This window comes from Micromonospora sp. NPDC003944 (assembly GCF_053605225.1).
Window position 1 is genome coordinate 194,963 of record NZ_JBSGIV010000001.1, and the last position, 17,657, is coordinate 212,619.

The window sequence follows — 17,657 nt, forward strand, 5'->3', positions numbered from 1 at the left end:
CGCCGGCCGTTCAGCAGAGCAGGCCCAGGTGGTGGTGGGCGTCCTCGGCGATCTCCTCGTGCCGCAGCCAGCGGCGCGCCCACAGCCGGGCGGCCAACTCCGCCTGCTCGTCGCCCCAGGCGGCGTGCTCGACGAGCAACGCGGTGGTCAGCGCGTACGCCAGGCGCAGCGCCAGACCACGCGCGCCGGCGAGCACCGTCGGCGCGCCCGGGTCGACGGTCACCGCGGTGATCGTCTCGGCCAACTGCGCGGCGGCGGTGGCCAGGGTGTCGGCAAGCACCGGCGACAGCGGTCGCGCCAGGTCGACGGCGGCGGCGAGCCGGCTCAGCAGTGGCACCCCGGCGTCCTCCCGGGTCAACGCGCGCAGCACGTCCAGGGCCAGCACGTTGGTGGTGCCCTCCCAGATCGGCAGCACCTGGGCGTCGCGCAGCAGCCGGGGTACGCCGGTGTCCTCCACGTAACCGGCCCCGCCGAAGCTCTCCACGTACTCGCTCGCGGAGCTGACGGCGAGTCGCCCGGTGGCCAGCTTCGCCAGTGGTGCCACGATGCGCAGCTCCGCCGCGGCCTCTGGGTCGGCGCCGACCTCCACCCGTCCGAGCAGGGCGAACGCGTGGCCGGCGAGGGCGAACGCGCCCGCCGCGTCGACCGCGAGGGTGCCCAGGGTGGCCCGGTGCAGGGGCGAGGACGCCAGCGGGCCACCGGCGACGTGCCGCACGTCGGCGTACGCGCGGGCGTAGGCGAGACCCCGTCGCATCCCGCCGGCCGCCGCTGCGGCGTTGTGCACCCGGGTCACCACGACCAGGGTCATCGCCCGCACCAGACCGGGGACCGCCGGGTCACCCAGCGGCAGGGCGTACGCGTCACGCAGGCCGATCTCGGCGGTGGGTAGCGCCCGGGTGCCGAGCTTGTCCTTGAGACGGTGCACGGTGACCCCCGGGGCGGGTGCGCCCGGGGCCGCAGATTCGGACAGGGGTGAGTCGACCGCGTACCGGGGAACGAGGAACGGGGCGAGCACCCGGCTGCCCCGCCCGGCGCCCTCGGGCCGGGCCAGCGCCACCGCCATCGCCGCGTCGGCGGCGGAGCAGAACCACTTCTCGCCGGTCAGCCGCCACGAACCGTCCGCCGCCGGGCGGCCGAGGGTGCTGGAACGGCCCAGGTCGGAGCCGCCCTGCGACTCGGTCATCCACTGCCCGCTGGTGATCGCCGTGGCCGGGTCCGTGGAGGTCAACCGGGGCAGCCACGCGTCGCGGACCGGGGCGTCGACGTCGGGCATGCTGAGCAGCGCCGCCGCGCCGTCGGCCATCGCCACCGGGCAGGAGAACGTCGCCGACTCCGGCCCGTACAGGTGCAGCAGCGCGTGTTGCACGACCCGCGCGGCGGCCCCCCAGGTGCCCCGGGCGTCCGGCAGGTAGGGCAGCGCGACCACGGCGTGGCGGGCGGCGGCGGCGCGCTGCGCCTGCCAGCCGGCGGAGGTGTCGACGCGGTCGACCCGGGCACCCCACGGGTCGTAGCGGACCAGGGTCGGCGGGTGTGCCTCCGCGTCGGCGTGCGCCGCGCGCAGCGGCCCGGTCACGTCGGCGGCCAGGTCGGCGAGGCGGCCCTTCGCGGCGGCGTGCCCGCCCGGCCCGAGGTGACGCTCCAGCCAGGACCTCAGCAGAGCATCGCCGGCGTACGGGTCGACGGGGGGTGGTACCGGCTGCACGAAGCGGCTCATCGATCGGCTCCTGGCACTGCTCGGGGGTGTGCGCCGACGGTAGACGATCCGTGGCCACCGCGAACAGGGCACACCCACTCCTCGGGCGCACCCAGTTTCCGGCTTGTCGCCCGACGGCACGAGCGTGTTCTCTACGGTCGGTAGTCGTGGGTGCCGGCCAGCCGTGGAGCCGACCGGCCCGGCGTCACCGCCCGATGCGCACCGGGTTGGCGTTCGCCGGGTTCGGCGTGGCGCTGTGCTGCGTGGGGGTGGCCGGGCTGGGCGCCTGGAACCTGCAGACCGTCCGGCAGGCCGCCGGCCCGATCCGGGAGACCGCCGACGGTTTCCTCAACGAGGTGGCCCTCGGCGACAGCGACCGGGCGTACGAGCGGCTCTGCGAGGACGCGCGCAGCCGGTGGAGCGCGATCGGCTTCACCAGTTGGGTGCGCACACCGCCGATGGTCACCGACTACGAGATCACCGACGTGTCGGTCGCCACCCGCAGCGGACGACCGCAGGGCACCGTGACGGTGAAGGTGACCCGATCCGGCGGGCTCAGTGAGGAACGTCGCCTGCCGGTCATCCGCGAGGACGGCGACTGGCGGGTGTGCGGTGACCCCTTCTGAGCCCCCGGCCGTCGCCCCGGTACGCCCACAACTGCTGCGACCACGCGAGGGGGTGCAGCCGACCACCTCGACGGAGCTCTTCTTCGACCTGGTCTTCATCTTCACCATCACCCAGTTGTCGCACTACCTGATCGCGCACCTGGACTGGCCGGGCGCCGGGCGTACCGGCCTGCTGCTGGCGCTGGTGTGGCTCGTCTGGGTCTACACCACCTGGCTGACCAACTGGCTGCAACCGGACCAGGGGCCGGTGCGGACGATGCTGATCGGGGTGGGGCTGGGCAGCCTGTTGCTGTCGGCGGCGATCCCGCAGGCGTTCGGCGCGACCGGTCTGCTCTTCGCGGTGGTCTACGTGATCGTGCAGGTGGGTCGCACCGTCTTCGCGTTGTGGGCGGTGCAGGGCAGTCCGTGGCTGGTGGCCGGATTCCAGCAGTCGCTGCCGTGGATCGCCGGGACGTCGCTGCTGGTGCTCCTCGGTGGCCTGGTCGGAAGCCCCGCCCGGGAGGCGGTCTGGGCGGCGGTGATCGTCCTCGAGGTGGTTGGCCTGTCGATCGGCTATCCGCTGCCGGGGCGGGGGCGCAGCCGACCCGAGCGGTGGATGGTGGAGGGTGGGCACCTGGCCGAACGGTGCGCGGCGTTCGTCCTGATCGCGCTGGGGGAGTCGATCCTGGTCACCGGCAGCACCCTCACGTCGCACGTGGATCTGGTGACGTCCGGGGCGTTCCTGTTGGCGTTCGGTGGTTCGGTGGCGCTGTGGTGGGTGTACTTCGCCCGCTCGGCTCCGGCCGCCACGGAGGTCATCGCCCACGCCGGCGAGCGCACCGGCGCGTTGAGCAGGGTCGCGTTCAACTTCCTGCACCCGGTGATCGTCGCCGGTGTCATCGTCGCGTCGGCGGCCGACGAGCGGTTGCTGCGAGAGCCCGGCGCGTCGGCCACCACCGTCGACGTGCTGCTCACCCTCGGCGGTCCCGCGCTGTTCCTGGCCGGGCACGCCGCCTACCAGGCGCTGCTGTGGCGGAGCCTGCCGACGAGTCGACTCACGGCGGTGGTGGTCCTGGCGGCGCTGATGCCTGTCGGTGTGGCGCTTGGCGCACCGGTGGCGGTGTGCGCCGCGGCGGCGTTGGTGGTGACCGTCGCGGTGGTCGTGGCCGACCGGGTGGCGGGGCGGCGGATGTCTCAGTCGCGGGGGCCGAGGTCGCCGCTGCGGTAGTGCCGGCGGCAGAGCACCTGGTAGCGCACCTCGGCGGTGTCGACGGTGTCACCGATGACGACCTGGGCGCCCTCGCGCACGACCCGCCCGTCGACGACCCGGGCGTTGAGCAGCCCTTCACGGCCACACCAGCAGAGCACCTCGACCTGGATGCGGGCCACCTCGTCGGCCAGCTCGAAGAGGCGTTGCGCGGCGGGGAACATCCGCGACCGGAAGTCGGTGGCCAGGCCGAACGCGAACACGTCGACGTCGTAGCTGTCGACCAGCTCGGCCATCTGCTCGACGTGCTCGACGGTGTAGAAGCACGCCTCGTCGCAGATCAGGTAGTCGACGCGTACCCCGTCGGCCCACCGGCCGCGCACCAGGGCCCGCAGGTCCAGGTCGTCGGTGACCTCGATGGCCTCGTGGGCCAGGCCGATGCGGGTGGTGACCTGCGGCCCCAGCGACCTGTCGATGCGGGTGGTGACCAGCCCGCGACGGCCCTGCCGGGCGTGGTTGTAGTTCATCTGCAACGCCATCGTGGACTTGCCGCAGTCCATCGGCCCCCAGAAGAACTTCAACGCCGCCGCGTGCACCGGACGCCCGTCCAGCCCGCGCGCCGCCGCGCACCCGGCCGGAGCGTGCGGCTGGCCGGGGAACGGGTGGGCGAGGCAGGTCGGGGCGGTGGTGGCGTCGTCAGTCACGGTCGGGCAGCCTAGCCGATCGACCGCCCCTGATCTGTCGGGTGCGGGATGCGTGCTCAGAGCACCCGCGGCGGCGTGTTACCCGCGGCGACGATGGCACGGCGGATCGGTACGGCGGCGAGGAGCAGGAACCCGACCACGAAGAAGATCAGCAGTGAGACCAGGCCCACCCGGTACGAGGCGGTGAGTTGGAACACCAGGCCGAAGGCGAGCGGGCCGAGCCAGCTGGTGCCCTTGTCGCTGATCTCGTAGAAGCCGTAGTACTCGCCTTCCTTGCCGGCCGGGATGAGCTGGCTGAACAGCGACCGGCTCAGCGCCTGGCTGCCGCCCAGGACCAGGCCGATGGCCGCGCCGAGGACCATGAACGGCACCGGCGCCTCGGCCGGCAGCCGGAACGCGCCGATGATCACACCGGTCCAGAGGACCAGGCTGAGCAGCACGGTCTTCCAGGCGCCGATGCGCCGGGCCAACGCGCCCAGGCTCAACGCGCCACCGAAGGCGAGGAACTGCACCAGCAGGATGGTGATGATCAGGGTGCTCTGCTCCAGGCGCAGTTCCTCCGTGCCGTACTGGCTGGCCAGGGTGATGACGGTCTGGATGCCGTCGTTGTAGACCAGGAACGCCAGCAGGAAGAAGAGCGTCAACGGGTACGCCTTGATCTCGCGCAGGGTGTGGCCGAGCTGGCGGAACCCGTCGGTGAGCACGTTGCCCCGCCGCCCCGCCGCCGCCGCCACACCGGGGCGTTCCCGCAGCCAGCGCAGCGGCACGAGGGTGAACACTGCCCACCACACCCCGGCCGAGACGATCGACCAGCGGGCCAGGTCCAGGGTGCGCTGCGGGTTGTCGTCCTGGCTGAACAGGGTGACCGCGACCAGGTTGAACGCCAACAGCAGACCACCGCCGAGGTAGCCCAGCGCCCAGCCGCGGCTGGAGATGCCGTCGCGTTCGTCGGGGCCGCCGAGCTGCGGCAGGAACGAGTTGTAGACCACGACGGCCGCGCCGAAGGAGATGTTCGCGACCAGGAAGAGCGCCCCGCCGAGCAGGTAGCGGTCGCCGGTGACGAAGATCATCGCCATGGTGGCCCCGGCGCCGGTGAAGGCGGCGCCACCGAGCAGCCGCTTCTTGTGCGCCGACCGGTCCGCGATCGCCCCGATCACCGGCAGCACGAACACGGTGAGGAACACCGACAGCGAGATCAGGTACGGGTAGTAGGACCCTGCCGCCACCCGGATGCCCAGCGGGTACACGTACCCGTCGCAGGTGTCGGCGCCCAACTCGCAGCCGGCGGCCAACTCCGCGACGGTGGTGATGAACGGACCGAGGAACACCGTGATGACGGTGGTCTGGAACGCGGAGTTCGCCCAGTCGTAGATGTACCAGCCCCGGCGCTCCCGACGGGTGCTCGCGGGAGGCGGGGTGTCGTCCACCGCGGGGGTCACGGTCTCGGCCATCGGGGGTCCTTGGAATGGTTCAGGCGGCCCAGTGGCCGCGGCTGCGGTAGACGTCGCGCAGCACGCCGACGTGATCGGTCATGATGCCATCCACGCCGCGATCCAGTAACTCGTGCATCTGGGCGGGTTCGTCGATCGTCCAGACGTGCACCTGAAGGCCGAGTCGGTGGCAGTAGTCGAGGAACCGGCGGTCCACCACCGGCACCCGCCCGTAGCGCGGTGGCACCTGCGCGGCGACCACCGACGGCGGCAGCCGCAGCGGTCGTCCGTGCAGGGAGGCCAGCCGCAGCCGGGCGACGCCACGCATGCCGAGGCTGGTGGCGACCCGTCCCTGGGTGAGCGCCCGCAGCCGGGTCAGCCGGGCGTCGCTGAACGAGGCGAGCAGCACCCGGTCGCCGGCGGCGGCCCGGGTCACCGTCGCGACCGTCGGCTCGACGCCGCCGTCGGCCTTCACGTCGATGTTGAAGCGGACCTGCGGCCAGGCGTCCAACACCTCGTCGAGCCGGGGTACGACGGCAGCGCCACCGACGCGTACCGAGGCGAGGTCGGCCCAGCTCATGTCGGCGATGCGCCCCGCCTCGCCGGTGACCCGCAGCAGCGTCGGATCGTGGAAGATCACCGCCACGCCGTCGGCGGTGGCGTGCACGTCGGTCTCCACGTACCGGTAACCAAGCCCGACGGCCCGCGCGAACGCCTCGGTGGTGTTCTCGTCACCGTCGGCCGCGCCGCCACGGTGAGCGAACGCCAGCGGCGCCGGCGCGTCGAGGTAGCCGAATCGGGTCAACACGCGACGCAGTATGCCCGCGGTCGGTTGCCGGCGGGTGGCCGGCGGGCGTCTGTCGCCCGCTCGCGCCGCCGCCGTCGGGGATCAGCAGCGGGACGTCGGGGCTGCGGCACGGGTGGCCGGCGTGGTCGGCGGTTGTCCCTGCCCGCAGTGACGGCAGACGCCGCGTCGGCGCAGGTGGTAGGCGATCGTGGCGAGGCCCAGTCCGGCTCCCCACACCGGCCAGAAGAGGCTCGGAACCCACACCGCCCAACTGCCTCGTGCCTCTGCGGTCCACAGCAACATCAGTCCGGCGGGAATGATCGTCAGTGCGACCACCGTCGCCCTCGCCCGGACCGGCCGCGGGCACCCACCCCCGGCCACCCGTTGTTCTTCCTTTGCTCTGCACCCGCATAGGCGACAGTCACCGTGGGCAGGTGGTGCGTCCGCGGGTGCAGAGCAAAGGAAGAGGATGTGAGGTGGGGGTGCGGCCTCGGGGCTGAACTCGGTGCCGCGGGCCCTCGGCACGGACACGCCCTCAGCGTCGCGGCAACCTCGTCGGGAGCGGTGTCTTCAGGGCGAGCGGCGGTGGACGCGACTGAGGTCGGCGGGGCGGCTGGGGTCGACGTACCGGGGCCGGTCCGGCTCGTCGGGGCGCAGTGGGGCGAGGGTGTCGGTGAGCGCGTCGACGATCCGGTCGGTGGCCCGGCGGGCGGCGCCGGGGTTGGCTGCCGCCGTCTCGCCCAGGTCGACGGGCGCGCCGAAGTGCACCCGGATCACCGGTCGGCGCCACAGGGAGCGGGCGATGCCGCGCAGCATGCCGCGGGGCGCCTGGTAGGGCAGCACCTCGTGTGAGCCCCACTGGGCGACCGGGACGACCGGGGCGCCGCAGGCCAGGGCGAGTCGGGCGGCACCGGTCTTGCCGCGTTCGGGCCACATGCCGGGGTCCAGGCCGATGCGCCCCTCGGGGTAGATGAGGATCACCGAGCCGCTGGCGACGGCGGTGGCGGCGTCGTCGAGGGCCTGGTGCACGGCGCTGGTGCCCCGGTCGACCCGGATGTGCCCGGCCCGGCGCATGAGGGTGCCGAGCACCGGCGCGCGGAACAGCCCGGCGGTGGCCATGATCCGCGGGGCGACGCCCCGCGTCTGGCAGGCGGCGGCCAGCACCAGTGGGTCGAACGGGCTGATGTGGTTGGCGGTCAGCACCAGCGGGCCGCGCCGTAGGTGCGCCGGGACGTCGCCGGTGACCTCCAGGCGGGCGAGCAGGCCGACCAGGCCACGGGCCAGCAGCAGGGCGGCGCGCCAGATCAGCGGCGGCTGCCAGGTGGTGTGTGCGGTGTTCATCAGCGCGCCATCGTCGCACGCGGCGGCGGGCCCGCGAGGGCGGGTCGGGTGATCAGGGTCATGGCGTCCGGGCGAGTACGGGCCACCCACCCCTCTACGACGAGCAGTAGTATTTACTACGTCTCGTAGTACGAATGGTTGGGGGTTTCAGGTGGACGCGTTGGACGTTGCCCGCTGGCAGTTCGGTGTCACCACCGTCTACCACTTCCTCTTCGTGCCGCTGACCATCGGCCTCTCCGTGCTGGTGGCCATCCTGCAGACGATGTGGCACCGCACCGGCAACGAGCGCTATCTCAAGCTCACCAAGTTCTACGGCAAGCTGTTCCTGATCAACTTTGCCATGGGCGTGGTCACCGGCATCGTGCAGGAGTTCCAGTTCGGCATGAACTGGAGCGACTACTCCCGCTTCGTCGGCGACGTCTTCGGCGCACCCCTGGCCATCGAGGCACTCGTCGCGTTCTTCCTCGAGTCCACCTTCATCGGCCTGTGGATCTTCGGTTGGGACCGGCTGCCCAAGCGGGCGCACCTGGCCAGCATCTGGGCGGCCGCGATCGGCACCAACCTGTCCGCGTACTTCATCCTCGCGGCGAACTCGTTCATGCAGAACCCGGTCGGCTACCGGATCAACCCCGACAGCGGGCGCGCCGAGCTGACCGACTTCCCGGCCGTACTGACCAACAAGGTCGCCCTGGTCACCTTCCCGCACACCCTGGCCGGCTCGTTCCTGGTCGCCGGGTCGCTGATCGTCGCGGTGGGCCTGTGGCACGTCATCCGCAACCGCGACTCCGCCGACACCGGCGCGTACCGCTTCGCCACGAAGTTCGGCTCCTGGGTGGTCCTGGTCGCCTCCGCCGCCGTGCTCTTCACCGGCGACATCCAAGGCAAGATCATGACCGAGGTGCAGCCGATGAAGATGGCCGCCGCCGAGGGCCTCTACACCACCGAGAGCCCCGCCTCGTTCTCCGTGCTGACCATCGGCAGCCTCGACGGCACACGCGAGGTGTTCGCCCTCAAGATCCCGTACCTGCTGTCGTACCTGGGCACCGGCGACCCGCACGGCACCGTGCACGGCATCAACGACCTGCAGGCCCAGTACGCCACCCAGTACGGCGCCGGCAGCTACACCCCGATCATCCCGGTCACCTACTGGAGCTTCCGCTTCATGATCGCCTTCGGGATGGCGGCCGGCGCGATCGCCCTGCTGGTGCTCTGGAGCCAGCGCAAGGGCCGCACCCCGAGCAGCAGGTGGCTGCTGCGCGCCGGGCTGGCCATGCCGGTGCTGCCGCTGCTGGCCAACTCCTTCGGCTGGATCTTCACCGAGATGGGCCGCCAGCCGTGGATCGTCTTCGGCGAGATGCTCACCCGCAACGGGGTGTCCCGCAGCGTCTCGCTGGCCGAGGTGCTCACCTCCTTCACCGCGTTCACGCTGATCTACGCCACCCTCGCCGTCATCGAGGTCAAGCTGCTGCTGCGCTACGCCAAGGCCGGCGTACCCGACGTCAGCGAAGCGCCCCCCACCGACGACACCGACGACGCCGAGCGCCCGCTCGCCTTCGCCTACTGATCCCGGAGCCCATCGTGGACCTGACCACCATCTGGTTTCTCCTCGTCGCCGTGCTGTTCACCGGGTACTTCATCCTGGAGGGCTTCGACTTCGGCGTCGGCATGCTGCTGCCCGTCCTGGGCCGCGACGACCGTGAACGGCGCGTCCTGATCAACACCATCGGCCCGGTGTGGGACGGCAACGAGGTGTGGCTGATCACCGCCGGCGGCGCCATGTTCGCCGCGTTCCCCGAGTGGTACGCCACGCTGTTCTCCGGCTTCTACCTGCCGCTGCTGCTGATCCTGTTGGCCCTGATCGCCCGGGGCGTCGCCTTCGAGTACCGGCACAAGCGCCCCGAGGCGTCCTGGAAGCGCCGCTGGGACACGGCCATCGTGGTCGGCTCGCTGCTGCCGGCGTTCCTGTGGGGCCTGGTCTTCGCCAACATCCTGCGCGGTGTGCCCCTCGACGCCGACCACGAGTACGTCGGCGGCCTGCTGGACCTGCTGCACCCGTACGCCCTGCTCGGCGGCGCGACCACCCTCGCGCTGTTCCTCACCCACGGCGCGGTGTTCCTCGCCCTGAAGACCACCGGCGACATCCGCGAGCGCGCCGGCGCCCTGGCGGTGCGCCTGGGCGTCGCCGCCGCCGTGCTCGCGGTCGGGTTCCTCACCTGGACACTGAGCGTCCGTTCCAGCGCGGCCGCCGTCGTGCTCGCCGTCGGCGCGGCCCTCGCCCTGCTCGGTGGTCTCGCCGCCGCTCGGGTACGCCGGGAGGGCTGGGCGTTCACCGGCACCGCCGTGGCGATCGGGCTGGCCGTGGCGACCCTGTTCGCGGCGCTGTTCCCGAACGTACTGCCCTCGACCCTGGACCCGGCCGGCACGCTGACGGCCACCAACGCCGCGTCCACCCCGTACACCCTGAAGATCATGACCTGGGTGGCGGTGATCTTCACCCCGGTGGTGCTGGCCTACCAGGGCTGGACCTACTGGGTGTTCCGCAAGCGCATCGGCGTAGCCAACATCCCGCAACACTGACCACCCGCCGAGGCCCGCCCGCCCCCACGCCCCGTCGATCTTGCGCCCCGTCGATCTTGCAGTTGCTGTTGCCGAGATGCGCCGAATGCCCTGTATGCCGCGACAGTAAGTGCAAGATCGACGGGCCGTATTGGTCGATCATGGAGTTGTGGTGCCGATTCTGGTGTGTTTTTAGGTGTTTTGGTGCCCACCACAACTCCTTGATCGACGGGGTGGGGGTGGGGGTCGGGGCGGCGGGAGCTGGTCGAAAATCGGCGGTTGCCGGGAGGCGGTCCCGCTACGGTGTGCCGATGCCCGCCACCCTGCACGTACGCGAACTGACCGCCGACGACCTCGACGCCGCCTGGGAGCTGGGCCGGTTCGCGTTCGGCTCCGACCCGCAGCGTCCCGCGCCCACGTCCACCCCGGTGCCCGGCCTGACCCGTTACGGCGCGTTCGACGACACCGGTCGGCTCGTCGGCAAGGCCATCGACCTGCACCACGACCAGTGGTGGTCCGGGCGGGCGGTGCCGGCCGCCGACGTCGCAGGCGTGGCCGTCGCACCCGAGGCCCGTGGTCGGGGCGTGGCCCGCGCCCTGCTCACCGCACTGCTGCGGGGCGCCCGCGAGCGGGGGGCGGCGATCAGTGCGCTCTACCCGACCGTCGCCGCCCCGTACCGGGCCTGTGGGTGGGAGATCGCCGGGGTGCTGCGCACCGTCGACCTGGCCACCGCCGCGCTGCCCCGGCACCGGCCCGCGTCGCACCTCACCGTCCGGCCCGGTACGCCCGCCGACCTGCCGGCCGTCGCCGCACTGCACGAACGCGTCACCCGGCACCGCAACGGCCTGCTGACCCGCCGGGGCGAGCTGTTCGACGCCCCCGACAGCGGTCTGCCCGGTGATGGGATCACCCTCGTCGAGCACGACGGTGAGCTGGTCGGCTACGCCACCTGGCAGCGGGGTCGCGGCTACGGGGCCGATTCCGTGCTCACCGTCGACGAGGCCCTGGCCGTCAGCGCCGAGGCCGCCCGGGAACTCGTCGGGGTGCTCGGCAGTTGGGCAAGCGTCGCGCCGACCCTGCGACTGTGCCCGCTCGACGGCGACGCCGTCAGCGTCCAGCTGCCGTTGGAGTCGGCCCGCGAGCACGAGCGGGACGTGTGGATGCATCGACCTGTCGACATCGCCCGCGCGGTGAGCGGCCGGGGATGGCCGGCCCATGCCCGGGGCGCCGTCGACTTCAGCCTCACCGACCCGCTCGCCGAGTGGAACACCGGCACCTGGCGGTTGAGCGTCGCCGACGGCGCCGCCGAGCTGACCCCCGTCGACGGCGAGGCGGACCTACGGCTGGACGTCCGCGGCTTCGCCCTGCTGTACGCCGGAGCGGCCGGCGCCCGGTCGGTCGCGCAGGCGGGCCTGCTGCATGCTGCCGGCGACGCCGACCCGGCCGCCCTCGACCTGCTCGGTGTCGGAGGTCCGGCGCAGGTGCTCGACTACTTCTGACCGACGGCCCCGGCAACCGGGTCGCTGCCGACACGCCCGTTCCGACGCCCGCCGGGCGTCGAAGGCCCGCGCCCGCCGCGGCACGGAGCGGACGCCCCGTTGAGCGTGACACTCGACGCCCCCGTCAGTGGGCGCCCGGCAGGAGACGCGTCGTCAGGTCGGGGTTGCGGCCAGTTCGGCGTTCGCCCGCTGGGTGACCAGGGTGAGCGCCCGGGCGGCGGCGTACGCCTCGTCGGTCGGGATGTCCGCGTAGAGGCGGGCGGTGATGCCGGCGACGGCGTTGGCGATGCGGGTCTGCATGGCACGACCGGCGTCGGTGAGTCGCAGCCGTGGCGCGTCGGCGTCGACCTGGGCGAGGTTCGCGTCGACCAGGGAGGTGAGCACCCGCTGTACCTCCGGCTCGTCGACCTTGAGGGTGCTGGTGACCCGCTGGATGAGGTGGGCGCGGTCGACCGGGCCGTTGGCGAGGACGTTGAGGGCGAGCACCTGGTGGAACGCGACGCCCAGGGGAGCGACGGCCCGTTCGAGCAGGGCCCGGGTGGCGTAGTGGGCCTGGCCGATGACCTGGCCGTTGAGGGTGGGGACGGTGGACATGACGCCTCCTTCGAAACGTTGGAGCAACCAACGTTGGCAGAACCAACGTAACAGTCGATCGTGGGTTGCGCCAACGATTACTGGTAGTCTTCCGCCCATGGATCACGCGGCCCCGCAGTCACCCACCGGGCTCAGCACCACCCCGAGCTGGCTGCTGGGTCAGAGCGCCAGCCACGCCGCCCGCCTGATCAGCGAGGGTTTCGCCGCGCACGACCTGCGCGGCTACCACTACCGGCTGCTCGCCACCCTGGCCGAGGCCGGCCCGGCCAGCCAGGCCGACCTCGGCCGACGCTGCGGCATCGACCGCAGCGACGTGGTGGCCGCCATCAACGACCTGGCCGGCCGAGGGCTCGTGGTGCGCGCCCCCGACCCGGCCGACCGCCGCCGCAACGTCATCAGCGTCACCGACGCCGGCGTCGACGAGGCCCGCGCGATGGGCGCGACCGTCGACCGCGTCCAGGCCGACCTGCTCGCCCCACTGTCCACCACCGAGCGCGAGCAGCTGACGCGACTGCTCACCCGACTGCTGGAACACCACCGCAGGCGGGACTGACCCGCCTGCGGCAACCCCACACCCCGCCTCAGCGGGCCTCGCGCAGCTCCGCCAGCCGAGCCTCGATCTCGGCCAGCTCGGCGCGCAGCTTCTCGGCCTGCTGCTCCGCCTCGGCACGCTCGGTGCCGAGGATCTGCTCCACCGCCTCCTGCACCCCCGGCACGTCGACGAGCGCCACCATCTTCAACGCCTCCGCCGGCTTCACCACGTACGGCTTCGCCAGGGCCTTGGTGCCCTGCTGCGCCGCGACGGTCCACTCACCGTCGGCGTACGCCAGGGTCACGGTGAGGCCCGCGGGGCCCTTGGGCTTGACGGCCTTGACCGCCCGCCGCGCCGGCGGCTTCTCCGTCTGCTCCACCTTCGGCTCCTCCTGTCGCTGCGCGGGCACCCGCGGCGTGTCCAACACGAACTGCGGCTCGGGCGCCGCGGGCGGCTCCGGCTCGGGCTCCGGCTTCGGCTCCGCCACCCGACGGGTGACACCCTTGGGCGCCACGGCCAGATCGGCGGGGGAGAACGGCAGCTCGTCGCGACCGAAGCGCACCACCACGAACTCGTCGGACACCTCGGGGTCGGTCAGCTCGACCACCTGACCGACCTGACCGGCGATCTGCCCCGCCGACGCGGTGAACACCACCCGCGGTTTACGCCCGGCCGCCAACGACTCCCGGATGCTCTGCACCTCGCTAGTGGACAAACCCTGGCCGGCATCCATCACAACCCTCTTCCGTACACCTGTTTGATTGCTGTCTTGATACCAGCCCGCTGCGACACCACCCTCAGCCGCCCAGGGCCCGCAGCGCCCGGTCCGCGTGGTCGTTCATGCTGACCTCGCTGTGAATCACCTCGACGACCCGCCGGTCGACACCGATCACAAAGGTCATCCGCTTCATGCTCAACGGCCCCAACGGCACCCGCCGCTTGACCCCGAACTGCTGCGCCACCACGCCGTCGGCGTCCGACAGCAGCGGATAGTCGAAGCCGTGCAGCTTGGAGAACTCGGCCTGCTTCGCCACCGGGTCCCGGCTGATGCCCACCCGCGACGCGCCAAGCGCCGTGAACTCCGCCGCGAGGTCACGGAAGTGGCAGCTCTCCGCGGTGCACCCACGGGTCATCGCCGCCGGGTAGAAGAACAGCACCACCGGCCCGGCCGCCAGGAACTCCGACAGCCGCCGCGGTGTGCCCGTCTCATCCGGCAGCTCGAAGTCCTGCACCACGTCACCGACACCCACACCCGCCACCGCGCACCTCCGTCGTCGAATCGACCGCGCGGTGAGCGTAAGGGATCACGCCCAGAGCGCCGCCACCTCGTCGGCCACCCCATCGGCCTGGGCCCGCCCGGCTCGGGCCGCACCCGCCCGCCGCGCCGGGTCCAGCACGTTACGGCCGATCGCCGTGCGCGCCGCCGCGTCCGGTGTCACCACCACCACCCGCGACCCGGCCTCCCGCAACGCCTGCACCTGCGCCGACAGCCGCGGCATCGGCCCGAACGCCGCCGACGTCGGCGCGAGCACCAGCACCTGGCGCGCGCCCGCCGCCAGGTCGGCGTTCACCGTCGAGCGCATCCCACCGTCGACGAAACGGCGCGCGCCGATCGTCACCGGCGGCCACACCCCGGGCACCGCGCAACTCGCGCCCACCGCGTCCACCAGGGACACCCCGCTGTCGCTGTCGAACACCACGAACTCCCCGGACGCCGCATCCACCGCCGTGACCAGCAGCCGCCGCGCCGGCCACTCCCGGCCCGGCAGACCGGCCTCGATCACCGCCCGTCGCGACGCTTCCGACTGGGTACGCGCCGCCACCGCCATCGCCCCGATCCGCGCCCGTGACCGCACCGCGTCGCGGGTACGACCACCGGCCCAGACCAGCCGCGCCAGCGCCACGAAACCCAACCGTGCCGCCCGCTCACTCGACGGCGGCGCCACCTGCTCGGCGTAGAGCCGCTCGACGGGCAACCCGGAGCACACCCGCGCGCCGACGACCGAGCCCGCCGACGTGCCCACGACCAGGTCCGCCTCGGTGACCGCGACGCCCCGCTCGACCAACCCGGCCAGCAACCCCAACTCCCAGGCCACCCCGGTCACCCCGCCACCGCCGAGCACCAACGCCCGCTGCATGTGACCCTCCTCTCGACGACCGACCGGCGCCGGTCACGGTAGCGTCGACAGGGCCCTTGCGCAGAATCTGGGAGGCACCGTGGCACCCGTCACCGTCATCACCGGCGGCGGCCGGGGCATCGGCGCCGCCACCGCCCGCCGGCTCGCCGCCTCCGGTCACCACGTCGCCCTGTGCTACCGCCGCGACGAGGCCGCCGCCACCGGCGTCCTGGCCGACCTGCGGGCCGCCGGCGCACAGGCCATCGCGGTACGCGCCGACACCACCGACCCCGAGCAGGTACGCGACCTGTTCGACGCCGCCGCCCAGCTCGGCCCGCTCACCGGGCTGGTCAACAACGCCGGCGTCACCAGCCTCATCGGGCCCTTCACCGAGCTGCGCGTCGAGGACCTGCGCCGGGTCGTCGACGTCAACCTCGTCGGCTACGTCCTCTGCGCCCAGCAGGCCGCCCGGCGGCTCACCGACGGCGGGGCGATCGTCAACGTCTCGTCGGCGGCCGCGACCCTCGGCAGCCCGGGGGAGTACGTGCACTACGCCGCCGTGAAGGCCGCCACCGACACCCTCACCGTCGGCCTGGCCAAGGAACTCGCCGGCAAGGGCATCCGGGTCAACGCCGTCGCCCCCGGCATCGTGCGCACCGACATCCACGCCGACTCCGGGGTGCCCGACCGCGCCGACTCCGCCGTCGGCCGCATCCCGCTGGGTCGCGCCGGCGAACCCGACGAGATCGCCGCCGCCATCGCCTGGCTGCTCGGCCCGGACGCCTCCTACGCCACCGGCACCGTGCTACGTGTCTCCGGCGGTCTGTGAGCCGGGGCGCGCCGCGCGCCCCGGCTCACACTCTCAGTGGGTGAACAGCTTCGCCGCCGTGATGACCGTCTGCGCCACCCCGTAGCCGAGCAGCGCCGCCACCACCAACCAGGAGATCCACAACCGGGCCTGCTGCCCGGAACGGCTGTCCTCACTCATCGCGTGCCACTCCTCTGCGCCGTCGTGTCCTCGTCCACGGTCTGTTCCACGGTCTGTTCCGCCGCTGGTTCGTGGTAGCGCTGCGGCACCGGCCGCACCAGCAGGTTCGCCACGAAGCCCACCGCCAGCACACCCACCATCGTGAACAGCGCCGGGCGGTACGCCGCGGCGGTCAGCGAGCCCGGCTCACCCTGCGCGTCGAGGAACCCGTTGACGATCAACGGACCCGCGATGCCCGCCGCCGACCAGGCGGTCAGCAGCCGACCGTGGATCGCGCCGACCTGGAAGGTGCCGAACAGGTCCCGCAGGTACGCCGGCACCGTCGCGAACCCGCCGCCGTAGAACGACAGGATCACGCAGGCCAGGAGCACGAACAGGGCCGTCGAGGTCTGCCCGACCAGCGCCAGCAACGCGTACAGCACCATGCCGACACCCAGATACACCAGGTAGATCGGTTTGCGGCCGATGACGTCCGAGGTGGACGACCACACGAACCGCCCGGCCATGTTGAACAGCGACAGCAGACCCACGAACCCGCCGGCCGCCGCGACGGTCACCGCCGAGGTGCCGTTGTCGCGGAAGAAGTCCTGGATCATCGGGCTGGCCTGTTCCAGGATGCCGATGCCGGCGGTCACGTTGCAGAACAGCACCACCCACAGCAGCCAGAACGAGCGGGTCTTCACCGCGTTGGCCGCCGACACGTTCGCCGTGGTGACAAGCGGCTTCGCGGCCACGCTTGCCGGGTCGAAGCCGGCCGGCCGCCAGTCCTGCGCCGGCACCCGCACGTTCGCCACCCCGAACATCATGATCACGAAGTAGCCCAGGCCCAGCGTCACGAACAGCCACACCAGGGCGTTGCCCGACGCCGTCGACCCGGCGTTGGCCGGGTCGTAGCCCGCGTCGTAGAACGACAACAGCTGCCGCGACAGGGGAGAGGCGACCATCGCCCCACCACCGAACCCCATGATCGCCAACCCGGTGGCCAGCCCCGGCCGGTCCGGGAACCACTTGATCAACGTGGAGACGGGGGAGATGTACCCGATGCCCAGCCCGATGCCGCCGAGCAACCCGTACCCCAGATACAGCAGCCACAGCTGCTTCGTGGCGATGCCCAGCGAGCCCACCAGGAAACCCGCCGCCCAGAAACAGGCCGACACGAACATGGCCTTGCGCGGCCCGTTCGCCTCCACCCAGGTCCCGGCCACCGCGGCGGACAACCCGAGCATCACGATCGCGATGCTGAAGATCACCCCGATCGCTGTCTGACTGGTGTCGAAGTGGGCGATCAGGGAGTTCTTGTAGACACTTGTCGCATAGACCTGACCGATGCAGAGGTGGATGGCCAACGCCGCCGGGGGGATGAGCCACCGGCTGTAGCCGGGTGGCGCGACGGTGTGCCGACGATCGAGTGCGGAAAGCATGCGCTGCTTCCTCTCCGACGAGGACGAGAAACGTCGCAGACAACGTGCCCACACCACTCGTAAACGGCAAACCTCACCAGCGCCGGACGGTCGCTCCGCTGAGCTGAGCGGTCACTCAGCCCGCCGTGATCGACCCCGCGCCCCGAAGACGAGGGACGCGACCGAGTCGATCACGCGGGTCTG

The 17,657-nt window shown here is 72.2% G+C and carries 18 protein-coding genes; 7 read left to right on the top strand and 11 right to left on the bottom strand.

Annotation, left to right across the window (positions count from 1 at the left end):
• Positions 1 to 10: 10 nt before the first annotated feature.
• A complete protein-coding gene (locus ACWER9_RS00900; protein ID WP_452299819.1) occupies positions 11 to 1,714 on the bottom strand; it encodes an acyl-CoA dehydrogenase family protein in 1,704 nt (567 codons plus the stop codon).
• A gap of 146 nt (positions 1,715 to 1,860) precedes the next feature.
• Here ACWER9_RS00900 and ACWER9_RS00905 point away from each other — a divergent pair, with 146 nt between their 5' ends.
• Together ACWER9_RS00905 and ACWER9_RS00910 are read left to right on the top strand one after the other, a co-directional pair.
• Positions 1,861 to 2,319, top strand: coding sequence for an Rv0361 family membrane protein (locus tag ACWER9_RS00905; protein WP_452299820.1), 459 nt, complete (start codon positions 1,861 to 1,863; stop codon positions 2,317 to 2,319).
• The gene (locus ACWER9_RS00910; protein ID WP_452299821.1) at positions 2,306 to 3,526 is read left to right on the top strand and encodes a low temperature requirement protein A; all 1,221 of its coding nucleotides are present in this window, start codon (positions 2,306 to 2,308) and stop codon (positions 3,524 to 3,526) included. The genes ACWER9_RS00905 and ACWER9_RS00910 overlap by 14 nt, the downstream gene beginning before the upstream one ends.
• Here ACWER9_RS00910 and ACWER9_RS00915 read toward each other — a convergent pair.
• The 4 genes from ACWER9_RS00915 to ACWER9_RS00930 all read right to left on the bottom strand — a co-directional run bounded on the left by ACWER9_RS00915 (position 3,493) and on the right by ACWER9_RS00930 (position 7,767).
• The gene (locus ACWER9_RS00915) at positions 3,493 to 4,209 is read right to left on the bottom strand and encodes a thymidine kinase (RefSeq protein ID WP_396792520.1); all 717 of its coding nucleotides are present in this window, start codon (positions 4,207 to 4,209) and stop codon (positions 3,493 to 3,495) included. The genes ACWER9_RS00910 and ACWER9_RS00915 overlap by 34 nt on opposite strands.
• A gap of 56 nt (positions 4,210 to 4,265) precedes the next feature.
• Complete coding sequence (locus ACWER9_RS00920; RefSeq protein WP_452299822.1) at positions 4,266 to 5,660, bottom strand: MFS transporter; 1,395 nt, start codon at positions 5,658 to 5,660, stop codon at positions 4,266 to 4,268.
• 19 nt (positions 5,661 to 5,679) lie between these two features.
• Positions 5,680 to 6,447 (bottom strand): glycerophosphodiester phosphodiesterase, encoded by a 768-nt coding sequence (locus ACWER9_RS00925; protein ID WP_452299823.1) that lies wholly within the window; start codon positions 6,445 to 6,447, stop codon positions 5,680 to 5,682.
• Positions 6,448 to 6,996: 549 nt separating this feature from the next.
• Positions 6,997 to 7,767 carry a lysophospholipid acyltransferase family protein gene (locus ACWER9_RS00930; protein WP_452299824.1) on the bottom strand — a complete coding sequence of 257 codons (771 nt, stop codon included), beginning with the start codon at positions 7,765 to 7,767 and terminating at the stop codon, positions 6,997 to 6,999.
• Between the two features lie 151 nt (positions 7,768 to 7,918).
• Here ACWER9_RS00930 and ACWER9_RS00935 point away from each other — a divergent pair, with 151 nt between their 5' ends.
• The 3 genes from ACWER9_RS00935 (at position 7,919) to ACWER9_RS00945 (ending at position 11,822) form a co-directional block, all read left to right on the top strand.
• Entirely contained in the window at positions 7,919 to 9,331 is a 1,413-nt protein-coding gene (locus ACWER9_RS00935; RefSeq protein WP_452299825.1) for a cytochrome ubiquinol oxidase subunit I, read from the top strand.
• 14 nt (positions 9,332 to 9,345) lie between these two features.
• Positions 9,346 to 10,344 carry a cytochrome d ubiquinol oxidase subunit II gene (cydB, locus tag ACWER9_RS00940; RefSeq protein WP_452299826.1) on the top strand — a complete coding sequence of 333 codons (999 nt, stop codon included), beginning with the start codon at positions 9,346 to 9,348 and terminating at the stop codon, positions 10,342 to 10,344.
• Positions 10,345 to 10,634: 290 nt separating this feature from the next.
• Complete coding sequence (locus ACWER9_RS00945; protein ID WP_452299827.1) at positions 10,635 to 11,822, top strand: GNAT family N-acetyltransferase; 1,188 nt, start codon at positions 10,635 to 10,637, stop codon at positions 11,820 to 11,822.
• A 153-nt stretch (positions 11,823 to 11,975) separates the two neighbouring features.
• Here the strand turns inward: ACWER9_RS00945 and ACWER9_RS00950 are convergent, their stop codons facing one another.
• Positions 11,976 to 12,416 (bottom strand): hypothetical protein, encoded by a 441-nt coding sequence (locus ACWER9_RS00950; RefSeq protein ID WP_452299828.1) that lies wholly within the window; start codon positions 12,414 to 12,416, stop codon positions 11,976 to 11,978.
• A gap of 97 nt (positions 12,417 to 12,513) precedes the next feature.
• Here ACWER9_RS00950 and ACWER9_RS00955 point away from each other — a divergent pair, with 97 nt between their 5' ends.
• Entirely contained in the window at positions 12,514 to 12,969 is a 456-nt protein-coding gene (locus ACWER9_RS00955; RefSeq protein ID WP_452299829.1) for a MarR family winged helix-turn-helix transcriptional regulator, read from the top strand.
• A gap of 28 nt (positions 12,970 to 12,997) precedes the next feature.
• Here ACWER9_RS00955 and ACWER9_RS00960 read toward each other — a convergent pair whose 3' ends face one another.
• The 3 genes from ACWER9_RS00960 to ACWER9_RS00970 all read right to left on the bottom strand — a co-directional run bounded on the left by ACWER9_RS00960 (position 12,998) and on the right by ACWER9_RS00970 (position 15,086).
• Positions 12,998 to 13,681 carry a hypothetical protein gene (locus ACWER9_RS00960; protein ID WP_452299830.1) on the bottom strand — a complete coding sequence of 228 codons (684 nt, stop codon included), beginning with the start codon at positions 13,679 to 13,681 and terminating at the stop codon, positions 12,998 to 13,000.
• Positions 13,682 to 13,745: 64 nt separating this feature from the next.
• Positions 13,746 to 14,207 carry a peroxiredoxin gene (locus ACWER9_RS00965; RefSeq protein ID WP_357350456.1) on the bottom strand — a complete coding sequence of 154 codons (462 nt, stop codon included), beginning with the start codon at positions 14,205 to 14,207 and terminating at the stop codon, positions 13,746 to 13,748.
• A 45-nt stretch (positions 14,208 to 14,252) separates the two neighbouring features.
• Complete coding sequence (locus ACWER9_RS00970; protein WP_452299831.1) at positions 14,253 to 15,086, bottom strand: patatin-like phospholipase family protein; 834 nt, start codon at positions 15,084 to 15,086, stop codon at positions 14,253 to 14,255.
• Between the two features lie 79 nt (positions 15,087 to 15,165).
• Between ACWER9_RS00970 and ACWER9_RS00975 the strand changes: the two genes are divergently transcribed.
• Positions 15,166 to 15,894, top strand: coding sequence for an SDR family NAD(P)-dependent oxidoreductase (locus ACWER9_RS00975; RefSeq protein ID WP_452299832.1), 729 nt, complete (start codon positions 15,166 to 15,168; stop codon positions 15,892 to 15,894).
• Positions 15,895 to 15,927: 33 nt separating this feature from the next.
• On the opposite strand, the gene ACWER9_RS00980 is transcribed toward ACWER9_RS00975, so the two are convergent.
• Together ACWER9_RS00980 and ACWER9_RS00985 are read right to left on the bottom strand one after the other, a co-directional pair.
• Positions 15,928 to 16,053, bottom strand: a complete 126-nt coding sequence (locus ACWER9_RS00980; RefSeq protein ID WP_452299833.1) for an MFS transporter small subunit — start codon at positions 16,051 to 16,053, stop codon at positions 15,928 to 15,930.
• Positions 16,050 to 17,474: an OFA family MFS transporter gene (locus ACWER9_RS00985; RefSeq protein ID WP_452299834.1), complete on the bottom strand. Its 1,425-nt coding sequence runs from the start codon at positions 17,472 to 17,474 to the stop codon at positions 16,050 to 16,052. Before ACWER9_RS00985 ends, ACWER9_RS00980 begins: the two co-directional genes overlap by 4 nt.
• Between the last annotated feature and the right edge of the window lie 183 nt (positions 17,475 to 17,657).